The organism is Reyranella sp., from assembly GCF_004297405.1.
GTDB lineage: Bacteria > Pseudomonadota > Alphaproteobacteria > Reyranellales > Reyranellaceae > Reyranella.
The window spans coordinates 71,159-93,249 of record NZ_SCVC01000035.1; the positions used below are offsets into that span (position 1 = coordinate 71,159).

Consider the following 22,091-nt stretch of genomic DNA (forward strand, 5'->3'; position numbering starts at 1 on the left):
CTATTCCGGAACGGGTGCCTCTAAGCTCCTGAGCTCCGTCAATAATGGCATGGGCCGGACTCTGACTTTTGGGTACTCCGGATCGAACTTGACCAGCGTCTCTGACGGGGTGCGCTCGGTTCAGTATGGCTACGATGGCTTCAAGAATCTGGTGCAAGTCACCGATGTCAGCGGCAAGGCGACAAAATTTGAATATCCTTCGGGAACAAGCAATCTGCTGCGCCGAATCTATGCACCCGCATTTCCTTTAACGGCCACAGTAACCAATACCTACGACTCGGCTGGCGGGACGAACAGCGATACTAGACACATTGCGTCATCTCACTGCACAAGGCGGCTAGCCAGACTTTCTTGTCTCCTCCAGCGGCACGGTGACCGGCGCGCTGCTCGTTGCCGCTGCAGTCCTCATGGTGGTTCGTCCTAAGGGAGTAGCTGCCTTGCATTCTCCGTCTTCGATAGTGTTGGCAGGGTTAGGTGTGGCAGCGGGCCTGCTGTCTGGCATCACGGGTATTGGCGGCAGGATATTCCTGGCGCCGGCTCTTATCGTACTCGGATGGGCAACCGTCGGGCGCGTTGCCGGACTATCGGCGCCCTTCATACTGGGCAATTCGATCACTGGATTGGCCGGGGTCCTTTTCGCGGGCCAGCACCCCGCGCCCGATTTTCCTCTCTTTGTCAGCGTGGCGCTCGTTGGCGCGGTGATGGGGACGCTACTCGCCCAGCGCTCTTTGACGGAACGCGCCATCCGACTCGCCCTTGCGGCCGTCGTTTCCTTCGCAGGCTTCCGTCTGATGACCAGGTGATTGCGCAGTTTCAGCGCGGGCAGGACCGGAAGCCCGCCAGGACATCGTTGCGGTCGGGCGTGAAGAAGTTGCGATAAGCCGGGCGGGCGATGCGCGGGCTGGTCGCCCAGCAGCCGCCGCGAAGCACCTTGCGGCTGCCGAACCAGGGCCGCGAGTAATCCTGATACGGATCGGCTTCGAAGCCCTCAAAGGGGAGGAAGTCCGAATCGGTCCATTCCCAGACGTTCCCGATCATCTGCCGGCAGCCGAAGGCGCTGTCGCCATCCGGACAGCACGCCACATCCACCGGACCGTCAAAGACGAAATCGAGATTGGCAATGGCAGGCGAGGGAGGCGCATCGCCCCACGGCCAGCGACGACGCTGTTCGGCCAGCCGGGAACCGTCCTGATTGGGAAGGCCGATCGCTGCGGCTTCCCATTCGGCTTCGCTCGGCAGGCGACGGCCCGCCCAACGACACCAAGCATCGGCCTCGAACCACGACACGAAGCAGACCGGTGCGTGCGGCGACAATTCCTCGGTGCCGTTGTAACGCCTGACGCTCCAGACGCCGTCCCGTTTGCCCTGCCAGTAGATTGGCCGCTCGGCATTGCGACGTTGGCGCCAGTCCCAGCCGGCATCGCTCCAGAACTCGCGAACCGCGTAGCCGTCCTCTTCGACGAAGGCGGCGAAATCGGCATTCGTGACAGGAGCCCGTGCGATGCGGAAAGGGGCAAGCACCGTTTCGTGCGCCCACTTCTCATTATCGAAGACGAAGCCATCATTTGCCGTGGAGCCGAGGCGCCAGCGTCCTCCCGGTACCGCGACATCGCCGGGCAGTGGCCCGTCATGCGTCCCACGGGAGCCGCCCAATCCAGAGGGCGGCGCGAACCCCAACGTCTGGTGCGTATAGGTCAGCGCCTCGACATGCATGTCCTCGTGACGAATCGCGAGATCGTAGAAGTAGCGCGTCTCGTCATCGAGCGTGTGTTGGAGCTGGTCCTCCTGATGCGCCAACACGTCGGCGAGATAGGAGAAGGTGCCGGCGCGGTCCGGCAGGTCGAGGTGCCAGCGTGTGGCATGGGCGACGGCGCTCGAATCCCAAAGACGGTCGCTGCGCTCGATCAGTGGCGCGCGCGCGTGAGCATGGCGGAGCGTCCAGTATTCATGAAACCACGCGACGTGGCCGATTTCCCAGAGCACGGGATTGACGATGTCGAGCCGCGGCCCCATCAATTCCGCCGATGACATTTCTTCCGTCAAGCGCAGGGTGCGATGACGGACCTCGCGCAGTTGCGCAACGACTTCGGCAGCGGAAACACCGCTGGTCGGGCGATGTGCATGGCGTTGGTCCATGAGGATCGTTCTTATCACACCCGAAGGACCTACCAAACGCACCGGCAATCGTGTTGCCGCCATGCGCTGGGCGCGCATCCTGCGCGGGCTGGGGCACCGGGTCCGTCTGGCGTCCGACTATGACGGACAACCTGCCGACCTCATGGTCGCCGTGCATGCCTGGCGCAGCTCGGTCTCGATCGAACGCTTCAAAGCGAAATACCCCACCCTTCCCGTCATCCTGCAGCTGAGCGGCACGGACATCTACGATTACCTGCATAGAGATCCGGAACCGACGCTACGCTCGATGAATCTGGCGGAGCGGTTGGTGGCGTTAAACGACTATGCGCCGCGCGTCGTCCCCAAGCACCTCCGCAAGCGCCTTCGCATCATCCATCAATCCGCCAAGCCACCATCGCGCCCCCGAAAGCCGAGCCCGCGGGCTGTGATCGTCTCGGTGATCGGCCACTTGCGCGACGTGAAGGATCCGCTGAGGGCGGCAGAGGCGGCCCGCCTTCTACCGCCTGCAAGCCGCGTCCGGATCGAGCAAGTCGGCCGCGCCTATTCGCGCCAATGGGCGGCGCGCGCGCGGGCGGAAATGAAATCCAACAGGCGCTACCGCTGGCACGACGACGTGCCAGCAGCCGCCGTCCGCAGCCTCCTCGCGCGCAGCCACGCGATGGTGATTTCTTCCATGAGCGAGGGGGGCGCCAACGTGATCTCGGAAGCCGCTGTTGCCCGCGTACCCGTACTGGCGTCGCACATTGACGGCAATGTCGGGCTGCTCGGCGCCGACTATCCCGGTTACTTCCCCGTCGGCGATACGCGGGAGCTTGCGCGATTGCTCGAACGACTGGAACGGGAGCCCGCCTTTGTCGCTCGCCTGGGCAAGGCCCTGGCTCGTCGTGCGCCACTATTTCGACCCGCGCGCGAGATTGCTGCGTGGCGACGCCTGCTTAAGGAAATAGGACACCCATGACGGCTCGTCACGAACACTGGGAAGAGGTCTACACGACCAAGGCGTCGACGGACGTGAGTTGGTACCAGCCGAATGCGTCGCGCTCCCTGGCGCTCATCCGTTCGGCCGCTCCTGATCACACAGTGCCAATCATCGATGTCGGGGGCGGGGCGTCCACGCTGGTCGACGGTTTGCTGGCATCGGCTTATGTCGATCTCACCGTCCTCGATATCGCCGAAACGGCATTGGATCAGGCCAAGGTGCGGCTGGGTGAGGTGCATGCGGGCAATGTCGCCTGGATTGCTGCAGACCTCTTGGCCTGGACTCCGCCGCGCCGATGGGCCGTGTGGCACGATCGCGCCGTCTTCCACTTTCTCGTAGAGGCGTCCCAACAGGAGGTTTATCTAGCGACGCTCATGGCAGCGACGGCGCCGTGGGCGATTGCGATCTTCGCGACGTTTGCGCCGGACGGCCCCGACAAATGCAGCGGCCTGCCGGTGCAGCGATATAGCTCGCAATCTCTGGCCGATCGGCTCTGGCCGTCTTTCCGGCTAATATCCAGTGCATCCGAGCACCACACCACTCCGTGGGGAGCTGATCAGAGTTTCGCCTGGACCGTCTTGCAACGGCGTTAGGAGGTCTGCGGGCCGACAAATTGCGAGAGGCTAGTCGGGGGCCTGCCAGACTGCCTGTATGTGCGCGAGATTCACGCCTCAGGCATACTGGCGCAGGGTCGTCGACCTCTCAGCCGCGGACCGGCAGAAGTGGCAGTTGCGGGGGATGGCGAGGAAGGCGGCGATGCCGAGACCTACACCTAAACAGGGCGAATCGTTTGATGCGGATGAGGATGCGCATCAGGCGACGAATAGCCGGCATTGATCCGGCGCATTCCGCGGCGGGCCTTCCTCTTCGCCCGTTACCAGCAGGGTGCGGTACAGCCAAGGTATGGAGTTGCCCCAACCGCAAGCTCCTCTGAGGAGAGCAGCGGGAATTGCCATCCAAAGACTCGCGCTTGCCTACCCTCCCTATACACGGCGGCGGGCGACGGCTGAGCCGCTTTCGTACCAGCGCTTACTCGCGTTCACGATCTTCACGACCGAGAGCATCACCGGCACCTCGATCAGAACGCCGACTACAGTCGCCAGCGCCGCGCCTGACGAGAATCCGAAGATGCTGATGGCCGCGGCGACCGCGAGCTCGAAGAAGTTACTGGCGCCGATCAGCGCCGAGGGCGCAGCGACGCAATGCTCCTCGCCTGTCGCGCGGTTCAGCAGATAGGCCAGGCCCGAGTTGAAATAGACTTGGATCAGGATCGGCACCGCCAACAGGGCAATGATCATCGGCTGGGCGATGATCTGCTCGCCCTGGAATCCGAACAGCAGAACCAGCGTGGCCAGCAGCGCGATCAGCGACGCCGGCTGGATACGCGCCAGCAACCGATCGAGGCTCTCCTGGCCCTGGCTTGCAAGCGCCCTGCGGCGAAGGATCTGCGCCAGCACCACCGGCACGACGATGTAGAGGCCCACTGACAGAAGCAGCGTCTCCCACGGCACGGTGATGGCCGAGAGGCCGAGCAGCAGCCCGACGATCGGCGCAAAAGCGAAGACCATGATCGAGTCGTTCAGTGCCACCTGGGTCAGCGTGAAGTCGGGTTCGCCGTCCGAAAGATTGCTCCACACGAACACCATGGCCGTGCACGGCGCCGCCGCGAGCAGGATCAGGCCCGCGATATAACTGTCGATCTGTTCGGCTGGCAGCCAGGGCTTGAACAGATAGCCGATGAACAGCCAGCCGAGCGCTGCCATCGAGAACGGCTTCACCGCCCAGTTGATGAACAGCGTCACGCCGATGCCGCGCCAATGCCGGCGCACATGGCCGATGGCGCCGAAATCCACCTTCATCAGCATGGGAATGACCATCAGCCAGATCAGGATCGCGACCGGCAGGTTGACGTGGGCCAGCTCGGCGGAGCCGACGGCATGGAAGGCCGCCGGAAACAGGTGGCCCAAAACCACGCCCACGAAGATGCACAGCCCGACCCAGAGGGTCAGGTAACGCTCAAAAAGGGACATTCCGGCTGTCTCCCGCTCAATCCTAAAAAAATCCCGCCTATCGACACCTAGGCGTCGACTGCGTAATACATATGTCATTCTTTTGGACTATTCGAGAAATATGGAATCATCGGTCGCAGCCGCCGGATTTAGTGCTCTTTCCCAGGAAACCCGCCTCAATCTGATGCGGCTCCTGGCGACCAGGGGCGCCTCCGGCATGGCGGCCGGCGAACTCGCCAGCAAGCTAGGGCAGCCGCCCTCGACGCTGTCGTTCCATCTGGCCGCCCTCGAACAGTCCGGCCTCGTCCAATCCACCCGGCAAGGCAGACACATTATCTATGCGGTCCGCTTCGCCGGCTTGCGCGCGCTCTTCAGCTTCCTGACGGAGACGTGCTGTGGCGGACGACCCGACCTGTGCGGCGACCTGGCGCGACTCCTCCCTGAGGATCAACCCGAGGTTCACATGACTCCCGCTTTCAATGTCCTGTTTCTCTGCACGCACAATTCCGCCCGTTCGCTGATGGCCGAGGCCATTCTGCAGCAGGTCGGCAAGGGCAAGTTCAACGCCTACTCGGCAGGCTCCGAGCCGGCCGATAAGCCGATGCCGGAGGTGATCGACAAGCTGCAGGCACTCGGGCACGACGTCGAGCAGCTGCGCTGCAAGTCGTGGGACGAGTTCACGGGCCCCAACGCACCGCGCATGGATTTCGTCATCACACTCTGCGACGTGCTGCAGGGGCAGCAATGCCCGGATTTCGGCGAGAGGCCGGTGACCGGTGCCTGGCCCCTGCCCGATCCCGCCAAGTTCACCGGTTCGGCGGTCGAGCGGGCCACGATGATCAACGAGCTCTACGGCATGATCCGCCGGCGGCTCGAGATCTTCGTCAACCTGCCCTACGCGTCGCTCGACCGGATGGCGCTGAAGAAGCGCCTCGACGAGATCGGCGACTCGGCACGGGCCCCGGCCTGACGGAGCGTGCGATGAGAGTTGGCATCAACGGCATGGGCCGCATGGGGCGGCTCGCCCTGCGTGCGGCGTTCGGCGGCGTGCATCGGCCTGGCGACGATCCGCGGCGCGGCAATCGCCTCGACATCGTCCACGTGAACGAAATCAAGGGCGGTGCGGCAGCCACGGCCCATCTTCTCGAATTCGACAGCATGCATGGCCGCTGGCACACCGCCATCGAAGTCGACGACGAGCGCGGCATCGCGGTCGGTGGCAAATATATCGGCTTCAGCGCGGCCGCCACTCCCGGTGAATTCGACTGGGGCGAGGCAGGCTGCGATATTGTGCTGGAGTGCACTGGCAAGTTCCTGAAGCCCGAGCTGCTCCAGGCCTATTTCCAGCGCGGCGTTAAGAAGGTGATCGTCGCCGCGCCGGTCAAGGACGAGCGCGCCCTGAACGTCGTGGTTGGCGTTAACGACCAGCTCTACGATCCATCCCGTCATGATCTGCTGACGGCGGCCTCGTGCACGACGAATTGTCTCGCGCCCGTGGTGAAGGTCGTGCACGAGCAGCTCGGCATCCGGCACGGCCAGATCACCACAATCCACGCCCCGACCAACACCAATGTGGTGGTCGACGCGCCGCACAAGGATCTGCGGCGCGCCCGCTCGGCCATGCTGTCGCTGCAACCCACGACGACCGGTAGTGCGACCGCGATAACGGTCATCTATCCCGAGCTGAAGGGCAAGCTGAACGGCCATGCTGTGCGGGCGCCGGTGCTCAACGCCAGCCTCACCGACTGCGTGTTCGAGCTGAAGCGTCCGACAACTGAAGACGAGGTCAACGGGCTCTTCGCCGAGGCCGCCAAGGGACCGCTGGCCGGCATCCTAGGCTACGAGAAGCGCCCGCTGGTGTCGGCCGACTACTGCAACGACACGCGCAGCTCGATCATCGATGCCCAGAGCACGATGGTGACGGACGGTACCCTGCTCAAGGTTTACGCCTGGTACGACAACGAGATGGGATATGTCTGCCGCATGGTCGACCTCGCCAACACGGTGATCGAAGCGGGCGTGTGATGGGCCCCTCGACGCGCGACTACCTGGTCGTCACGGCCTCCTACTGGGGCTTCACCCTGGTCGACGGCGCGTTGCGCATGCTGGTGCTGCTGCACTTTTTCAAGCTTGGCTATTCGCCGTTCGTGCTGGCGTTTCTGTTCCTGCTCTACGAGTTCGCCGGCATCGTGGCGAACCTCGCCGGCGGCTGGTTGGCGACCCGCTTCGGCATCCCGCGCATGCTGGTCGCGGGTCAGACATTGCAGATCGCGGGACTGCTGATGCTGTCGGCCCTCGATCCTTCGTGGACCGCCACTGCCTCCGTCGCATGGGTCGTTGCTGCGCAGGGCATCGCGGGTCTCGCCAAGGACTTCACCAAGACCGCCTCGAAGTCGGCCATCAAGGCGACGGCGGGCGAAGGCAGCGGCCGCCTCTTCAAATGGGTGGCGTGGTTCACCGGTTCCAAGAATGCCATGAAGGGCCTCGGCTTCTTTGCCGGCGGCCTCCTGCTCGATTTCGTGGGCTTCCGGGCGGCGCTCTGGCTGATGGCTGCGCTGCTGGGCGTCATCCTGCTGGCCGGGCTTACGCTGCTGCCGCGCGAGCTAGGCAAGGCGAAACCCTCGAAGACGATGCGCGAGCTGTTCGCCAAGTCGGCCGGCGTGAATCTGCTCGCAGCGGCGCGCGTCTTCATGTTCGGGGCGCGAGACGTCTGGTTCGTGGTCGGCCTGCCCGTATTCCTCTATGCAGCGGGCTGGCGGTTCGTCGAGGTCGGTGCCTTTCTTGCCGCCTGGACGATCGCCTATGGCGGCCTGCAGGCCATCGCGCCGGCTCTCGTGCCGCGCAGCGTCGACGGACTGAGCCGCGAAGTACCGGGCGCACGGGTCTGGGCCGGCATCCTGCTCGCCGTCCCGCTGGCGATCGCCATCGTCATGCACAGCCAGTTCGGCATGCGCGTCGATCTCGTGGTGGTGGTAGGGCTTGCGATCTTCGCCCTTCCCTTCGCCGTGAATTCCTCGCTGCATTCCTATTTGATCCTGGCTTACGCCGGCTCGGAGAAGGCTGCAGAGGATGTCGGCTTCTACTACGCCGCGAACGCCTGCGGCCGTCTCGGCGGCACGCTTCTGTCGGGGCTCCTCTATCAGTGGGGCGGGATGACGGCCTGTCTCGCCGGATCGGCAGTGATGCTACTGGCCTGCTGGATCATCACCTTCCTGCTGCCCGGCAGCGTCGGCAAGCCGGGCAACAAAGGTCGCCTGAATCTATTTCTAAAATTCTAGAAACACAGTTGACTCCCCCGGCGGCAGGACTACATTTACAGCATGAAGCTCGACGATGCCGCCAGCCGCCTCGAGGCGCTCGGAAACCCGACCCGCCTCAAGATCTACCGCACCCTGGTGCGCGCGGGCGCCGAAGGAATGTCCGTCGGTCGCCTTCAGGCCAAACTCGACGCCGCGGCCTCGACGCTCTCGCATCACATCAAGTCGCTGGTGATCGTGGGCCTCGTCACGCAAACCCGCGAGGGCACCACCCTCGTCTGCCACGCCAACTATCCCGTCATGCGCGACCTGCTGGGCTTCATGGTCGAGGAATGCTGTGCCGAAGGCACCTGCCCGCCCGTCGCTGTACCCAAAGTGGCATGACATTTTTTTTACCTTTTACTTCGATGATTCTAGGAGCATAGGAGAGAAGAGATGCCCGACTCGATCACCAAGACCAAGACTGTCGCAATCCTGGGTGCAGGCCCGGTGGGCCTCGCCGCGGCCGCGCATGTTCTCGAACGCGGCATGGAGCCGGTGGTGCTCGAAGCCGGGCCGACGGCAGGCCATGCCGTGCGCCAGTGGAGTCACGTCCAGCTCTTCTCGCCCTGGGAATACAACATCGACAAGGCCGCCGAGCGCCTTTTGTCGGCCACGGGCTGGAACAAGCCACAACTCGACCAGTACCCAACGGGCGCCGAGCTGTTCGAGCGTTACCTGGAGCCTCTGGCGACACGCACGACCTTGAAGGACCGCATCAAGACCCGGAGCATGGTGACGGGTATCGGCAAGGTCGGCTTCGACAAGGTCAAGACCAAGGGCCGCGAAGAGGCGCCCTTCGAAATCCGCTACCAGAACGGCAAAGGCCCCGAGGTCCTGCAGGCTGACGCAGTGATCGACGCCACCGGCACCTGGTTCGCGCCAAACCCGGCCGGCGCCAACGGCCTTGCGGCCATCGGCGAGCGCGAGGTCCAGGATCGCATTGCCTACGGCATGCCCGACGTGCTGGGCCGCGACCGCGTGCGCTATGCCGGCCGCAGTGTCGCTGTTCTCGGCGCGGGCCACTCCGCCATCGGGACGTTGATCGACCTCGCGAAGCTCAAGGATGAGGCGCCAACCACGGAGATCATCTGGCTGGTGCGCGGCGAGAATCCAGAAAAGGCGTTCGGCGGCGGCGCCAACGACAAGCTCGCGGCGCGCGGAGCGCTCGGCAGCGCCTTTGCCTCTCTCGTGGCGACCGGCAAGATTCGCACCGAGACCGGTTTCAAGGTGAGCCATCTGAATCGCGATGGCGATCATCTCAGGATCGGCGGCGGCTCGGCCTGCTGCGGCCGCTACGTCACAGTGAACGAACTGGTCGTCTCGACAGGCTTCCGCCCCGACCTCGACTTCCTGCGCGAGCTGCGCCTCTCGCTGGACCCGGCCCTGGAATGCCCGCCGATCCTGGCGCCGCTGATCGATCCCAACGAGCACAGCTGCGGCACGGTTCGCCCGCACGGTGCCCGCGAACTGGCGCAGCCCGAGGCGGGCTTCTACTTCGCCGGCATGAAGGCTTATGGCCGCGCGCCGACCTTCCTGATGATGACGGGCTACGAGCAGGTCCGTTCGATCGCCGCCGAGCTTGCCGGCGATCACGAAGCCGCTGCGAGGGTCGAGCTGGAGCTGCCCGAGACCGGTGTGTGCAGCGGCCCTGCCCCCACCGCTTCTGTCGAAACGGCGGCCTCCTCCTGCTGCGCACCCAAGGTTGAAGCGACGGCCGCGCCAAAGGGCGGCGCCTGCTGCGGATGAACGCCGTGGCACCTGCAATGCCGAAGGGGCCGCTCGGCGGCTCCTTCGCCTGGCGCTCCGACGCTTTCCAAAACTACGACTCCTGGGCGCTGCAGGTGGCGCCCGAGGACATTGCCGAGATCGAGTCGGCCGCGACCGCGACCAAGGCAGCCGGTCTCGACATCCGCCAGATCACGCGCGACCACTTCCCGCTTCCTGGCTTCACCTCCCGACTCGCACAACTGCGCCAACGCATCTTAAGCGAGCTGGGCTTCGGCTATGTCCGCGGCCTCCCCGTGGAACGCTGGGACGCCGAGTTCCGCATGCGTGTCTACTGGGGCATCTCGCGTCATATCGGCGATCCCGTGCCGCAGAACCGCAACGGCCATCTGATCGGCCATGTGATCGACATCGGCACCTCGGTGAACGATGCCAACAAGCGCATCACCCAGACCAACGCCGAACTCTCTTTCCATGTCGATTCCTGCGACGTGGTCGCCCTGCTCTGCCTCGCCACCTCGAAGTCGGGCGGCGAGAGCGCGATCGTGAGTGGCGTGGCGGTGCATGACGAGATGATGCGCACGCGTCCCGATCTTTGCGCGGCCCTCTACGGTCCGATCCCGATGGATCGCCGCGGCGAAGTCCCGGCCGGCGGCAAGGGCTGGTATGAAATGCCGCTCTTCAACTGGTGCTGCAACTCCTTCACCGGTTTTGCGCCGGTGCGGCTCTACGTCGAGTCGGTGCACCGGTTTCCCGATGCGCCGCCGCTGACGCCGCTTCTTTCCGAGGCGCTCGACCTCTTCTACGAACTCTGTGCCGATCCGCGCTTCTGCCTGATGATCCCGTTCAAGCCCGGCGACATCCAGTACATCCACAATCACGTCGTGTTCCACGCCCGCACCGCCTACATCGACCATCCGGCGCCCGCGCCCAAGCGGCACTTGATGCGGCTGTGGCTGTCGGCTGCCGACGGCCGCGAACTGCCCGACACGCTTCTCGCCAAATGGCCCGTTGTCGAACGCGGCAAGCTGCGCGGCGGCGCCGTCATCGCCCCGGATCGCGAGTGGGTGGTGCCCCTCGAACCAGAGACGCCGGCCTATTGATGGACCGCAGCCGTTTGCCGACGATCCTCGTACTCGGGACAGCTCAGACGCTTGCCTGGGGTTCGACCTACTATCTGCCCGCCGTCCTCGCCGACGAGATCGCGCGCGACATTGGCATCTCGACCAACCTGTTCTTCGGCGCCTTCTCGGCCTCGCTGATCATCTCGGCCCTGATCGGACCGAAGGTTGGGCGCGCAATCGACCGTGCCGGCGGTAATGGCGTGCTGTCCGCGGCAAACATCCTTTTCGCCGCGGCGCTGGTCCTGATGTCGCTGGCGCATTCCTTCGCCCTGTTTGCCGTGGCCTGGATACTGATGGGCATCGGTATGGGTCTCGGTCTGTACGATGCTGCCTTCGCGGCACTGGGCCGGCTGTATGGCATGGCGGCACGCGGCCCCATCACCGGCATCACCCTGCTCGCAGGTTTCGCCAGCACCATCGGCTGGCCGTTGACGGCCTGGGGTGCGGCGGAAATCGGCTGGAGAGACACCTGCCTCGCCTGGGCCGTCGCGCACATCGTCATCGGCCTGCCGCTCAACTACTTCCTGCTGCCGCGCCCCAAAGACCTTGCCGTCACGGCCAAAGCGGCCGACCAGCCGGTTCCAATCGACCGGCCGATGATCCTGCTCGCCTTCGCCTTCTCAGCGGCGTGGATCGTGACCGCCGGCATGGCCGCGCATTTTCCCCGCATCATGGAAGCTGCTGGCGCTACCTCAACCCAGGCCATCGCGGCCGGCGCCCTGATTGGGCCGGCTCAGGTCGCGGCGCGGCTTCTCGAAGCCGGGTTCCTGAGCCGGTTCCATCCTCTGGTGTCGGCCCGCCTTGCGATGACGACGCACCCGGTCGGCGCCGCGGTCATCCTCACCGCCGGCGGTGGCGTTGCCGCAAGCGCCTTCGCCGTCCTTCACGGCATGGGCAACGGCATCATCACCATCGCCCGCGGCACGGTCCCGCTGGCGCTGTACGGTCCGAAAAACTACGGCTACCGGCTTGGACTGCTTGGCGCCCCTTCGCGCTTCCTGTCCGCCGGTGCACCTCTGGGGTTCTCGCTGTTGATTGACCATCTCGGAGCCAACGTGCTCCTCGTCTCGTCAGGGCTTTGCCTGGCATCCTTCGCAGCACTCTGCCTGCTGCGACGCACAGCACCGGCACCGGTCCCCTCACATGCCGATTGACCACACCACTTCGTCGGTCTCCGGTGGCAGGCTCGTCGCGGTCGTCTGCGCTGCGCAGATCTTCGTACAGCTTGGCGCCGGCTTCTGGCCCGCTCTCCTGCCGCAGATGATGCAGCTCTGGCAGCTCTCCAACAGCGAGGCCGGCTGGATCACTGCGATCTTCTTCGGCGCCTACATGGTCTCGGTGCCCGTGCTGGTGACCCTGACCGACAAGATCGACGCCAAGCGCGTCTACCTGTTCGGCGTGGGCTGCACCGTGGCAGGCCATCTCCTGTTCGGCCTCTACGCCGATGGCTTCTGGTCGGCCTTCGCGACGCGCGCGCTTGCAGGCATCGGCTGGGCCGGCACCTACATGACCGGGCTGAAGCTGCTGGCCGACCAGGTCGACACCAAGATGATGTCGCGCGCCGTCACCGGGCATGCGGCCAGCATCGGCATTTCGGGGGCGATCTCCTACCTGCTGGGCGATGTCCTGTCCGAGCATTTTGGATGGCGCACCGCATTCACGATCTCAGCCGCGACCGCTGCAACCGCTTGGCTGATGGTCGCTTTCGTCGTCCCGTGGCGTCCGGCGCCGCCGCCGCGCGCGAAGAGCCAGGGCGGCCTGTTCGACTTCCGCCCCGTGGTGCGCAACACCTCGGCGTTCGCCTACTCTGTCGTGTACTGCGTGCACACGCTGGAAATGAGCGCGCTGCGCGGCTGGGGCGTGGCCTTCCTCGCCTTTGTCGCGAGCTACACCGGTCTCAAGGACGAGACGCTTTCGCCGGCGCTGGTCGTGACCCTGCTGGCACTGCTCGGCACCCTGACCAGCATCATGGGCAACGAGGCGTCGATCCGCTTCGGCCGGCGACGGCTGGTGGCAGCGGCGATGATCCTGTCGATCCTCTTCGCGGCCGTCGTGGGCTTCATCGGGCCGATCAACTACTGGTTCGCCGTCGTCCTGCTGATCGCCTACGGCATGGTCGTGTGGCTCGACTCGTCTTCCGTGACGGCAGGCGCCGCCGGCAATGCCGAACCGTCACGACGCGGCGCCACCCTCGCGGTCCATTCGACCCTCGGCTATGCCGGCGGCTTCGTTGGCCCCCTAGTGGTCGGCTGGACGCTCGATCTCGCCGGCGGCATGTCGCCGATCGCCTGGGGGATCGCCTTCCTCGTCGTTGCCGTGCTCATGCTGCTGGCGCTAGGCGCTTTCCTGCTCATGAGGCCTGCCGATCTCGCGGGTGACCGGCTGCCGAAGGTCATCGGCTCTTAGGCGTTTACAATCGATTATGAACAATCCCGAAGGGCGTGGGGTAGTGACTTTCGCTGACCGATCGGCTCGGGGCGTCTTTCCGGCTAGTATCCAGTGCATCCGAGCACCACACCACTCCATGGGGGGCCCAGAGTTTCGCCTGGACCGTTTGCAACGGCGTTATGAGGTTTGCGGGCCGACAGATTGCGTGAGGCTAGTGGGCCCGCCCGGGGTCGGCCCGACTGCCTGTATGTTTGCGAGATTTTGCAAGACAGGCATCCTAGCGTGAGGTCGTCGACTTCTCTCAGCCGCTGATCGGCGAACGTGGCAGTGGCAGGGGCCGGCATTCCTTTGTTCAACTTGCCAACGAACGCAACAAGAGCGTGAAACCAGAAGACTACGCGAGCGCACGGCAAAGCTACTCCTACATGCCGGCGCGATTCGGTGCGCTCCTCTTAAAGCCCGACGTTCCGGCGGATTGGGTTCCCGGCTACGACATGGCGGCCCTGCTGGATCGCCAGCGCTCTGCCTTTCTCAAGGAGGGGCCGCCGAGCCGAAGAGGTGCGCCGGACTCCCGTCCGGCGCACGCCGAACTCATCCGCGAATGAACTTCAGCAGGTCTGCGTTGACGACATCGGCGTTGACCGTAAGCATTCCGTGCGAAAAGCCGGGATAGATGATCAACGTGCTGTTCTGCATGAGCTTGTCCTGCATGATCGCCGCGCATTGATAGGGGACAACCTGGTCGTCATCGCCCTGCATCACCAAGGTCGGCACCGTGATCGCCTTAAGATCGTCGGTCTGGTCGGTTTCGGAGAACGCCTTGATGCCTTCATAATGGGCTTTGGCGCTCCCCATCATGCCTTGGCGCCACCAATTCTCGATCACACCCTGTGAAGGCTCCACGCCCGAGCGGTTGTAACCGTAGAACGGGCCCGCGGGTACATCGAGGAAGAACTGCGCCCGGTTAGCCGCGAGCGCGGCTCGAAACCCGTCGAACACCTCGATCGGCGTGCCATTCGGGTTACTATCGGTCTTGACCATCAGCGGCGGCACGGCGCTGACCAACACGGCCTTGGCGACGCGACCCTGAGGCTGGCCATATTGCGCGACATAGCGTGCGACCTGCCCTCCGCCGGTCGAATGGCCGATATGGATGGCATTCCGGAGGTCGAGATGTTCGGCGACCGCAGAAGCGTCGGCGGCATAGTGATCCATGTCGTGCCCGTCGCTCACCTGTGACGAGCGGCCGTGCCCGCGCCGGTCGTGCGCGACGACGCGAAAGCCCTCCTTCAGGAAGAACAGCATCTGGTTGTCCCAGTCGTCGGCACTGAGCGGCCAGCCATGATGGAAGTGGATCGGCTGCGCATCTTTCGGCCCCCAATCGTTGTAAAAGATCTCGGTTCCGTCTTTGGTTCTAACGAAGCTCATGACGACTTCTCCTTGGGTTGAGCGGTGCGATCCGACGACTCACCTTATATGGCAGGCAGGGCCTGCAATGGCCGCGGCAGGTACAAGACCATCTGTGCGTCCTTAACGACGTCGAACACCGCACCATGATCCCTACGCTCAGCCCGTCCAGCAACTGGCTGGGCGCCGAAGACCAGGTCGGGGCATGAGGCGCCCGCAGGGCTTGGGCTGGACGGCAGCGCGGCGCTATGCGCCGATCGCCGTCAAGACCGCCGCCCCGGCTGCAGGCTCGCAGCGAAGCGAGAGCTGGGGACACCTCACCAGGGCGCAGCGCACCCCTGGCCGCTCGGGTGCTGGCGTAGGTTTTGCAAATCGAGGTATCCAGCTTCTCAGGACACAGAAGACAAGGCCCGCAACACACCCGCCCTTCAACATCGCCCAAGCCCAACCGCAATCACCCGTCCTCGATCGTGCGGTGAAGGCCACAACGAACCGGCTCCGGATCGCTGGTCGGTGCGCGGGCTGCCAGCGACGGAATGGGGTAAGTCAGGATCGTGTTGTTCGGACCGCCATGTCCAGCAAGGTCAATCGCTTGATGTGATGCCGAAACAGAGTTGCGACGCCGAACAGAGCGGCATGAACCCGTCGGTCTCTCAGTGTCCGACCTACCTTTGCGCAAGACGCTCAAAGCACTATCGCCCCCAACGTACTCCCGAGGCGACCCACGGGCAGCAGGCATCGCCGCGAGGATAAAGCAAGGCCACGGACGCTACTAAAGTCACGAGAACAACACTATGCCCATAGTTTCCTCACGCGAGATTTCTTGCTTAGCGATTGGGCGGCGCCTGAACGCACGGCCTGGTCCCTGTCCACTGCGGAATGCAGTCGACGCGAAGACCTCTGCGAATTATTGAAGTGGGAATTGTCACGCTCGAGAACGTGACGGAGGCTTCGAATGTTTGGTCTGGTACTGGTGGGCCACGGCGCTCTTGCCCGCTCTATGCTCGATGCTCTGGAGCAAGTCTCCGGACATCAGTCTCAACTGGGCGCGATCTGCATCGGTGCGGACGACGACATGGAGCTGCGTCGTACGGAGATACTGCAGATGATTGCCGACTGCGATACCGGCGACGGTGTCATCGTGCTGACTGACATGTTTGGAGGCACGCCATCCAACCTCGCGATCTCGACCATGGACGAGGGGAGAATCGAGGTCGTCGCGGGAATGAACCTGCCGATGATGGTCAAATTCGCCGAACTGCGTGACAGGCCGATCGCGGAAGCGATCCCGCTAGCGCAGGAAGCGGGTCGCAAGCACATGACGATCGCCTCACGCATCCTCGCTCGCTAAACGCGATATAGAGACCGACTAGCAGCAATGCATCGAATGGAAAGTTGATGAAGCTATTGCATCGTTTGGGCGTACTGATCACGGCTCTGATATTTACCAACTTGCCTGCGTTTGCTGCGAGCCCCGACGCACCAGCCATTGACGGCCGCCATCTCGACTTGCGATGGATCTTGCCTTTCGCGGGCATCCTTCTGTCGATTGCCATCATGCCACTTGCGGCGCCACATTTCTGGCACCGACATTTCGGCAAAGTCTCGGCAGCCTGGGCATTGATGGTCATTGTGCCCTTCGCGATCCTCCATGGAGTGCCCACGGCAGCGTACGAGATCATCCATCTCCTGTTGCTCGACTACATTCCGTTCATCGTGTTGCTACTTGCTTTGTTCACGGTCACTGGCGGAATACACATCCGCGGCAACTTGCACGGCTCTCCATCTATGAACACGGCTTTGCTTGCGATCGGGACGGTCCTTGCCGGTTGGATGGGCACGACTGGCGCTTCCATGCTGCTGATCCGACCAATGTTGCGAGCCAACGATGACCGCCGACACAAAATCCATGTCTTTGTCTTCTTCATCTTTCTTGTTTCGAACATTGGCGGCGCGTTGACGCCCCTCGGCGATCCCCCACTGTTTCTCGGGTTTCTAAAGGGCGTGAGTTTCTTTTGGCCGACGACGAACCTGTTCAGTGAAATGCTGGTCTGTGCGATTGCGCTGCTGGCTGTCTTCTATGCCCTCGACAGCTACTGGTACCGCAAGGAAGGTCACCTCAAGCGCGATCCAACCCCCGAGTCGCCCGTGCGCATTGAGGGCGGCGTTAACATCATCCTGTTAATGGTTGTCGTCGGCGTGGTGCTGGCCAGTGGTACCTGGCGACCGGATGTGCAGTTCGCTGTCTTTCACGTATCCTTGGAGTTGCAGAATATACTGCGTGACCTTTCACTTGTGGTGATCTGCGTCCTGTCGTTAAAGCTCACCTCGCGTAAGATCCGCAGCGACAATGACTTCAGCTGGGGCCCAATGCTGGAGGTCGCCAAGCTCTTCGCTGGGATCTTCATCACGATCGCCCCGGCTATCGCTATTCTGAAAGCTGGAAGCGATGGCGCTTTGGCACCCTTGGTTGCGCTGGTCACCGACTCTGGTGGTCAGCCGAATGATATCTGGTATTTCTGGTTGACCGGCATTCTGTCGAGTTTTCTCGACAATGCACCGACCTATCTGGTGTTCTTCAATTTGGCTGGCGGCGATCCCCAAGTATTGATGGGAGCGCTCGCAAGCACACTGGCTGCTATCTCGTGCGGAGCGGTCTTCATGGGTGCTAACACCTACATTGGCAACGCTCCCAACTTCATGGTGAAGGCCGTCGTCGAGGACGCTGGAATCCGAATGCCGAGCTTCTTCGGGTACATGGCATGGTCGGGCGCAATTCTGATCCCGCTGTTCGTCGCTCTCACCTTCTTATTCTTCTGAAGATCAAGGGAACGTAGCTTCCTATCTCGGCCCCGGCCGCCATCTGCTACTACCTGTTGGCGGGGGGGGCATTCTCGTGGACCGGGAAGACCGAAGGGAGTTGTTTCGCCCGCGTAGGCGTGTGTAACTATAGACGGGTGTCCAGCGCATGCGGCGGTGGGCAGGTGATGCGTTGGTCGGGCCGCCACGCCCAGTGGGCGTGCTCGATGCTTCGACCAACTCTTCGTCAACGAGTTCCGCAAACCCAGTTGCTGGCCCAGCAGGCCTTTGCCACTCTTGAGCGTTTCCTCCACATCGAAGCAGTAAGTGGCATCGCGCTGCTACTCGCGGCGGTCGTCGCCTTAGTCTGGGCGAATTCCCCGTATGCTCACAGCTATCACACGCTCTGGAATGTGTCGCTTTCGATCGGGATTGGAAGCCTTGCCTTCTCCCAATCCCTTCACTTCCTGATCAACGACGGACTGATGACCATATTTTTCCTTGTGGTCGGGATGGAGATTCGACGTGAGATCCGCGAAGGCGCCCTAAGCGAACGCAGCCAAGCTTCTCTCCCCATTGCGGCGGCCGTCGGAGGCGTCATCGCTCCCGCCGCGATCTTTTTGGCGCTGAACCCAGAGCCATTGCGAAGCCAGGGATGGGCCGTGCCCACAGCCACGGATATCGCATTCGCGATCGGCGTTCTCGCTCTACTCGGTCGCTCGATCCCGCGGAACGTTAGGGTCCTCCTGCTTGCCTTGGCCATCATCGACGACGTCATTGCCGTGTTGATCATTGCATTCTTCTATTCAGGAGGGCTTGACATCGGAGGTTTAGCGATCGCGGCCTTCGGAGTTCTGATGGTGCTGGCGCTTCAGCGGATCGGCGTCGGTTCGGCTTACCCCTATGTTCTTCCCGGAGCAGTAATCTGGATTGGTATGCTGATGTCAGGCGCACATCCGACCCTCGCGGGGGTTGTGCTCGGGCTGATGACACCAATGCAATCTATCCCAATGCTCGAGCGGCCGGTGGAAATAGTCTCGCGCGTCGCCAACGAACTGACGACACGCCACGCTGAGCCAATGCGCAACGCCGAAGCGATTGCTCAGCCGCTGCGACAGCTCCGCATGGCCAACCGAGAGATGCTTCCGCCAGCGGTGCGCGTGCAGGCTGCGCTGCATCCATGGGTCGCCTACGGGATCATGCCTATCTTTGCGCTCGCGAATGCAGGCGTCACGGTCGGGGACATCGATCTCGCCGCGGGCCAAGCAACCTTTGTCATGCTCGGCGTCGCGCTTGCCCTGGTCGTGGGCAAGCCCCTCGGCATTGTCGGAACTGCCTGGCTGATGGTGCGAATAGGCTGGTGCCGTCTGCCCCCGGGTGTGTCCTGGGGCGGCGTCTGTCTGATTGGGCTGTTGGCTGGCATCGGATTCACCATGTCCATCTTCATCGCCATGCTTGCCTTCGCAGATAAGGAACTTCTGGTGGCGGCGAAGCTTGGTGTGTTGATTGGCTCCCTGCTGTCAGCGTTGCTCGGATTGGGTTGGGGCGTCAGATACGTTCGAGGCATTCGAGCGCAACATAGCTGAGCACTTCCGGCAGTGAATTGAAGGACGCCGCGCAGCTTTCGCGGGCGGAAGTGTGGAGAAGTTGGTAGTTGCGGCAACAATGACCGCCATTGTCATGTTGCTTTGCTCGCGAACTCCCGGCGGCGCCAGCACGTGATGAAGCCGCAGGAATGCGTCGCAAGGGTAACCGCAAAGCGCCGAACACCAACGATTTTGCTGTTTTGGAGGCACGGCCATGGGCGAGACGCGCGATTATGACATAGTTTCACCAGGCTTTCACGCGGACCCCTTTCCTACTCTGGATCGCATGCGAGCCGAAGGTTCCGTGGTCCATCTGAGGCTGCCGATTGTCGGTCGCACATGGCTTGCTGTCACACATGATGCCTGCACGACGTTACTGAAGGATCATCATATCTTCGCTCGCGATCCCGCTAACGCAGGAAGCAGGACACAGGCCCGAATATTGAAGTGCCTGCCAAGAACGCTCAGCCTACTGGCGCAGAATATGCTGGGCTATGATGACCCCGAGCATCGCCGCCTACGCGGCCTCGTCGACCAGGCGTTCCAGCGCCGTACGATCGAGGCGATGAGACCAATGATCGTGGACGTCGCTGATCGTCTTCTCAACCGACTGCAGGGAAGGACTGAGGCTGACCTCATGGCCGAATTCTGCCGGGATCTGCCCCTCTCGGTCATTTGCGCGATGCTCGGCCTGCCTGAACGGGATCATGATCGATTTAAGAGATGGCTGGACGGGTTGAAGGACACTGCCAATATCGGCGCGGTGATCCGCGCAGTTCCGGGTTTGATCCGCGTCGTCCGCTACCTGCGGCGCGTTTCGCGGCCGGCTGGCGGAGCGCTACCAGAGGGATTGATCGCAGCGCTGCGCGATGTTGCAACGGACGGCCAAACGCTCAGGGAAGACGAACTGGTCTCGATGATCTTTCTCCTTTTCGGCGCTGGACAGGAAACGACCACCCACCTGATCGCTGGTGGGCTTTTCACACTGCTGTCGCACGAGGATCAACGGCGTCGACTGCAGGATGATCCGAACTTAATGGCTAGCTGCGTTGAAGAATGCTTGCGCCATGTATCGCCGGTACAGATGACCAAGCCTCGCTTCGCGACCCAAGACGTGTTCTGGCAGGGAAGGCAATTTCGACGGGGTGACATGCTCGCGGGGTTTCTCGCGGCGGCGAATGCCGACCCAGCGAAGTTCGTTGATCCCCACCAGTTCAACATCGCCCGAAACCCGAACCCGCACCTTTCCTTCGGGACAGGGGCGCACTTCTGCCTAGGCTTCCAGCTCGCTCGGGCGGAGATCTCCATTGCCTTTGAACGCATTCTTTCGCGCTTCCCAAGAATAGCGCTTGCAGGGGAGCAGCGGGCGATCGCCTGGCGCAGACGTCTCGGCATACGCGCGCTGGTGCGGCTACCCGTACTGCTCAATGCTTGAGGCAAGATTGTACATCGAGGAGATGTTCTAGGGCCATCTGCGCTATCGCACATCTGCCTACATTGCATTCATACTACGTTCGACGTGCAACCATTCTGTCTGGACCGCGACTAACAGGCCATTTGTCGGCTCGCCCTCCAGCTCAACTGAAAACGCCGTGGTTCGAGGTGTTTCGAAGGCCCCTGAGTATGATCGTTCCGGAAAAGGGGCGAGATAGTCAGTCAGTGTGATTCATCTGCGCTTCCATGCCCATGGCGCGAGGCATTTGTGCCGATGCACTCCTCGATTTGCACTTGCCGCCGCTGCTTCCTGGGTTATGTACCGAGCCGAGTAGGGTACGAAGGCGTAGGCCATGCCACCAGTCACCATCGCGGCGCCAACATCGACGCCGTCCGCCCTGCAGATCGCGCTCGTTCCATTGCTTTGCTGCAGACCGATGGCCATGCAGGTGACCGACCTGCCGTCGATCAGCTGACCTAGATACTCTTTGGCCTCATCCGCCGCCGGCCAACCGTCAGGACAGATTTGTCCTCCGACCGGCGCGTCTATGCCGTACAGCCGATACGCCTTGCCGTGTAAGTCAATGGAACCACCGTCGACGGCAGTTTGGGCCGCGACGGGCAACGCGAGAAGTATCGCGGCTAGGACGATGGCGAGTCGCCTCATGTTCGTAGTTCCTGATCTCGTTTCTTCGGCGGCCAGCGTGCTCGTGCTCGGTGGCAACACGCAAGGCGAAACACTAATGGTAATACTGAGCACTATCGATCACTCGCCATTTCCCCGCCCGATGATCCTGGCAATGGTATCTTGTCGTTTGTACCTGGGCCGCAACCAATGGCGCGTGACTTCGTATTTGTCGTGATTGCATGAGGGCCAGAATGCAGGAACGCGGTACATGCACACCAAGCACGCGCTGTCCGCGCTGCGGGCATCTGGTCGACAATCGCGATCTTGAGGAGGTATTTGACCATCTCGATCCTCATCGAGTGTTCCCGTGGCGCGTCATTGTACGGCGCGTGTGGCGGTTCATTGTCCGCCCGCCTTTGCGGTATGATTGAATGCCACTTGAACAGGACTACCGGCTAATGAAACGCCGGTTGATCATTACACAGTCGAACTCGACCAACCGCAGCGCCGCGTCGCGGCTCACGGCGTACATGCCGGTGATGTCGAAGCCCAATCCATCGAGGTGGCGTAACGTGTC

General features: G+C 62.8%; 20 protein-coding genes. 16 read left to right on the plus strand and 4 right to left on the minus strand.

The window, feature by feature from the left end; genetic code table 11:
- The first annotated feature begins 371 nt into the window (after positions 1-371).
- Positions 372-803, plus strand: coding sequence for a sulfite exporter TauE/SafE family protein (locus tag EPO50_RS31565; RefSeq protein WP_367268059.1), 432 nt, complete (start codon positions 372-374; stop codon positions 801-803).
- Between the two features lie 10 nt (positions 804-813).
- Here EPO50_RS31565 and senA read toward each other — a convergent pair whose 3' ends face one another.
- Positions 814-2,136, minus strand: coding sequence for a selenoneine synthase SenA (senA, locus tag EPO50_RS23020; RefSeq protein ID WP_296347887.1), 1,323 nt, complete (start codon positions 2,134-2,136; stop codon positions 814-816).
- On the opposite strand from senA, the gene senB reads away from it, so the two are divergent.
- Positions 2,135-3,094 (plus strand): selenoneine biosynthesis selenosugar synthase SenB, encoded by a 960-nt coding sequence (gene senB, locus EPO50_RS23025; protein WP_296347888.1) that lies wholly within the window; start codon positions 2,135-2,137, stop codon positions 3,092-3,094. The genes senA and senB overlap by 2 nt on opposite strands.
- Complete coding sequence (locus EPO50_RS23030; protein WP_296347890.1) at positions 3,091-3,708, plus strand: trans-aconitate 2-methyltransferase; 618 nt, start codon at positions 3,091-3,093, stop codon at positions 3,706-3,708. Before senB ends, EPO50_RS23030 begins: the two co-directional genes overlap by 4 nt.
- Positions 3,709-4,098: 390 nt before the next feature.
- On the opposite strand, the gene arsB is transcribed toward EPO50_RS23030, so the two are convergent.
- Positions 4,099-5,145: an ACR3 family arsenite efflux transporter gene (arsB, locus tag EPO50_RS23035; protein ID WP_296347892.1), complete on the minus strand. Its 1,047-nt coding sequence runs from the start codon at positions 5,143-5,145 to the stop codon at positions 4,099-4,101.
- Positions 5,146-5,245: 100 nt separating this feature from the next.
- Here arsB and EPO50_RS23040 point away from each other — a divergent pair, with 100 nt between their 5' ends.
- The 9 genes from EPO50_RS23040 (at position 5,246) to EPO50_RS23080 (ending at position 14,265) form a co-directional block, all read left to right on the plus strand.
- Positions 5,246-6,094, plus strand: a complete 849-nt coding sequence (locus EPO50_RS23040; RefSeq protein WP_296347894.1) for a metalloregulator ArsR/SmtB family transcription factor — start codon at positions 5,246-5,248, stop codon at positions 6,092-6,094.
- A gap of 11 nt (positions 6,095-6,105) precedes the next feature.
- Positions 6,106-7,149, plus strand: a complete 1,044-nt coding sequence (locus tag EPO50_RS23045; RefSeq protein ID WP_296347896.1) for an ArsJ-associated glyceraldehyde-3-phosphate dehydrogenase — start codon at positions 6,106-6,108, stop codon at positions 7,147-7,149.
- Positions 7,149-8,402 (plus strand): organoarsenical effux MFS transporter ArsJ, encoded by a 1,254-nt coding sequence (gene arsJ, locus EPO50_RS23050; RefSeq protein ID WP_296347915.1) that lies wholly within the window; start codon positions 7,149-7,151, stop codon positions 8,400-8,402. Before EPO50_RS23045 ends, arsJ begins: the two co-directional genes overlap by 1 nt.
- A 42-nt stretch (positions 8,403-8,444) precedes the next feature.
- On the plus strand, positions 8,445-8,765 hold the full coding sequence (locus tag EPO50_RS23055) for a helix-turn-helix transcriptional regulator (protein WP_296347897.1): 321 nt from the start codon (positions 8,445-8,447) through the stop codon (positions 8,763-8,765).
- Between the two features lie 51 nt (positions 8,766-8,816).
- Positions 8,817-10,169: an NAD(P)-binding domain-containing protein gene (locus tag EPO50_RS23060; protein ID WP_296347899.1), complete on the plus strand. Its 1,353-nt coding sequence runs from the start codon at positions 8,817-8,819 to the stop codon at positions 10,167-10,169.
- A 5-nt stretch (positions 10,170-10,174) separates the two neighbouring features.
- Positions 10,175-11,251 carry a TauD/TfdA family dioxygenase gene (locus EPO50_RS23065; protein WP_296347902.1) on the plus strand — a complete coding sequence of 359 codons (1,077 nt, stop codon included), beginning with the start codon at positions 10,175-10,177 and terminating at the stop codon, positions 11,249-11,251.
- Positions 11,251-12,426 carry an MFS transporter gene (locus tag EPO50_RS23070; RefSeq protein WP_296347904.1) on the plus strand — a complete coding sequence of 392 codons (1,176 nt, stop codon included), beginning with the start codon at positions 11,251-11,253 and terminating at the stop codon, positions 12,424-12,426. Before EPO50_RS23065 ends, EPO50_RS23070 begins: the two co-directional genes overlap by 1 nt.
- Positions 12,416-13,678, plus strand: a complete 1,263-nt coding sequence (locus tag EPO50_RS23075; RefSeq protein WP_296347906.1) for an MFS transporter — start codon at positions 12,416-12,418, stop codon at positions 13,676-13,678. The genes EPO50_RS23070 and EPO50_RS23075 overlap by 11 nt, the downstream gene beginning before the upstream one ends.
- A 362-nt stretch (positions 13,679-14,040) precedes the next feature.
- Positions 14,041-14,265: a hypothetical protein gene (locus EPO50_RS23080; protein ID WP_296347907.1), complete on the plus strand. Its 225-nt coding sequence runs from the start codon at positions 14,041-14,043 to the stop codon at positions 14,263-14,265.
- Here the strand turns inward: EPO50_RS23080 and EPO50_RS23085 are convergent.
- Positions 14,252-15,088 (minus strand): alpha/beta hydrolase, encoded by an 837-nt coding sequence (locus EPO50_RS23085; RefSeq protein ID WP_296347909.1) that lies wholly within the window; start codon positions 15,086-15,088, stop codon positions 14,252-14,254. The genes EPO50_RS23080 and EPO50_RS23085 overlap by 14 nt on opposite strands.
- A gap of 934 nt (positions 15,089-16,022) precedes the next feature.
- Here EPO50_RS23085 and EPO50_RS23090 point away from each other — a divergent pair.
- The 4 genes from EPO50_RS23090 (at position 16,023) to EPO50_RS23105 (ending at position 20,887) form a co-directional block, all read left to right on the plus strand.
- Positions 16,023-16,418: a PTS fructose transporter subunit IIA gene (locus tag EPO50_RS23090; protein ID WP_296347910.1), complete on the plus strand. Its 396-nt coding sequence runs from the start codon at positions 16,023-16,025 to the stop codon at positions 16,416-16,418.
- Positions 16,419-16,465: 47 nt separating this feature from the next.
- Complete coding sequence (locus EPO50_RS23095) at positions 16,466-17,887, plus strand: sodium:proton antiporter (protein WP_296347912.1); 1,422 nt, start codon at positions 16,466-16,468, stop codon at positions 17,885-17,887.
- A gap of 206 nt (positions 17,888-18,093) precedes the next feature.
- The gene (nhaA, locus tag EPO50_RS23100; protein ID WP_296347916.1) at positions 18,094-19,452 is read left to right on the plus strand and encodes a Na+/H+ antiporter NhaA; all 1,359 of its coding nucleotides are present in this window, start codon (positions 18,094-18,096) and stop codon (positions 19,450-19,452) included.
- A gap of 214 nt (positions 19,453-19,666) precedes the next feature.
- The gene (locus tag EPO50_RS23105) at positions 19,667-20,887 is read left to right on the plus strand and encodes a cytochrome P450 (RefSeq protein WP_296347913.1); all 1,221 of its coding nucleotides are present in this window, start codon (positions 19,667-19,669) and stop codon (positions 20,885-20,887) included.
- Positions 20,888-21,118: 231 nt separating this feature from the next.
- Here EPO50_RS23105 and EPO50_RS23110 read toward each other — a convergent pair whose 3' ends face one another.
- Positions 21,119-21,553 (minus strand): thermonuclease family protein, encoded by a 435-nt coding sequence (locus tag EPO50_RS23110; RefSeq protein ID WP_296347914.1) that lies wholly within the window; start codon positions 21,551-21,553, stop codon positions 21,119-21,121.
- Positions 21,554-22,091: the final 538 nt, after the last annotated feature.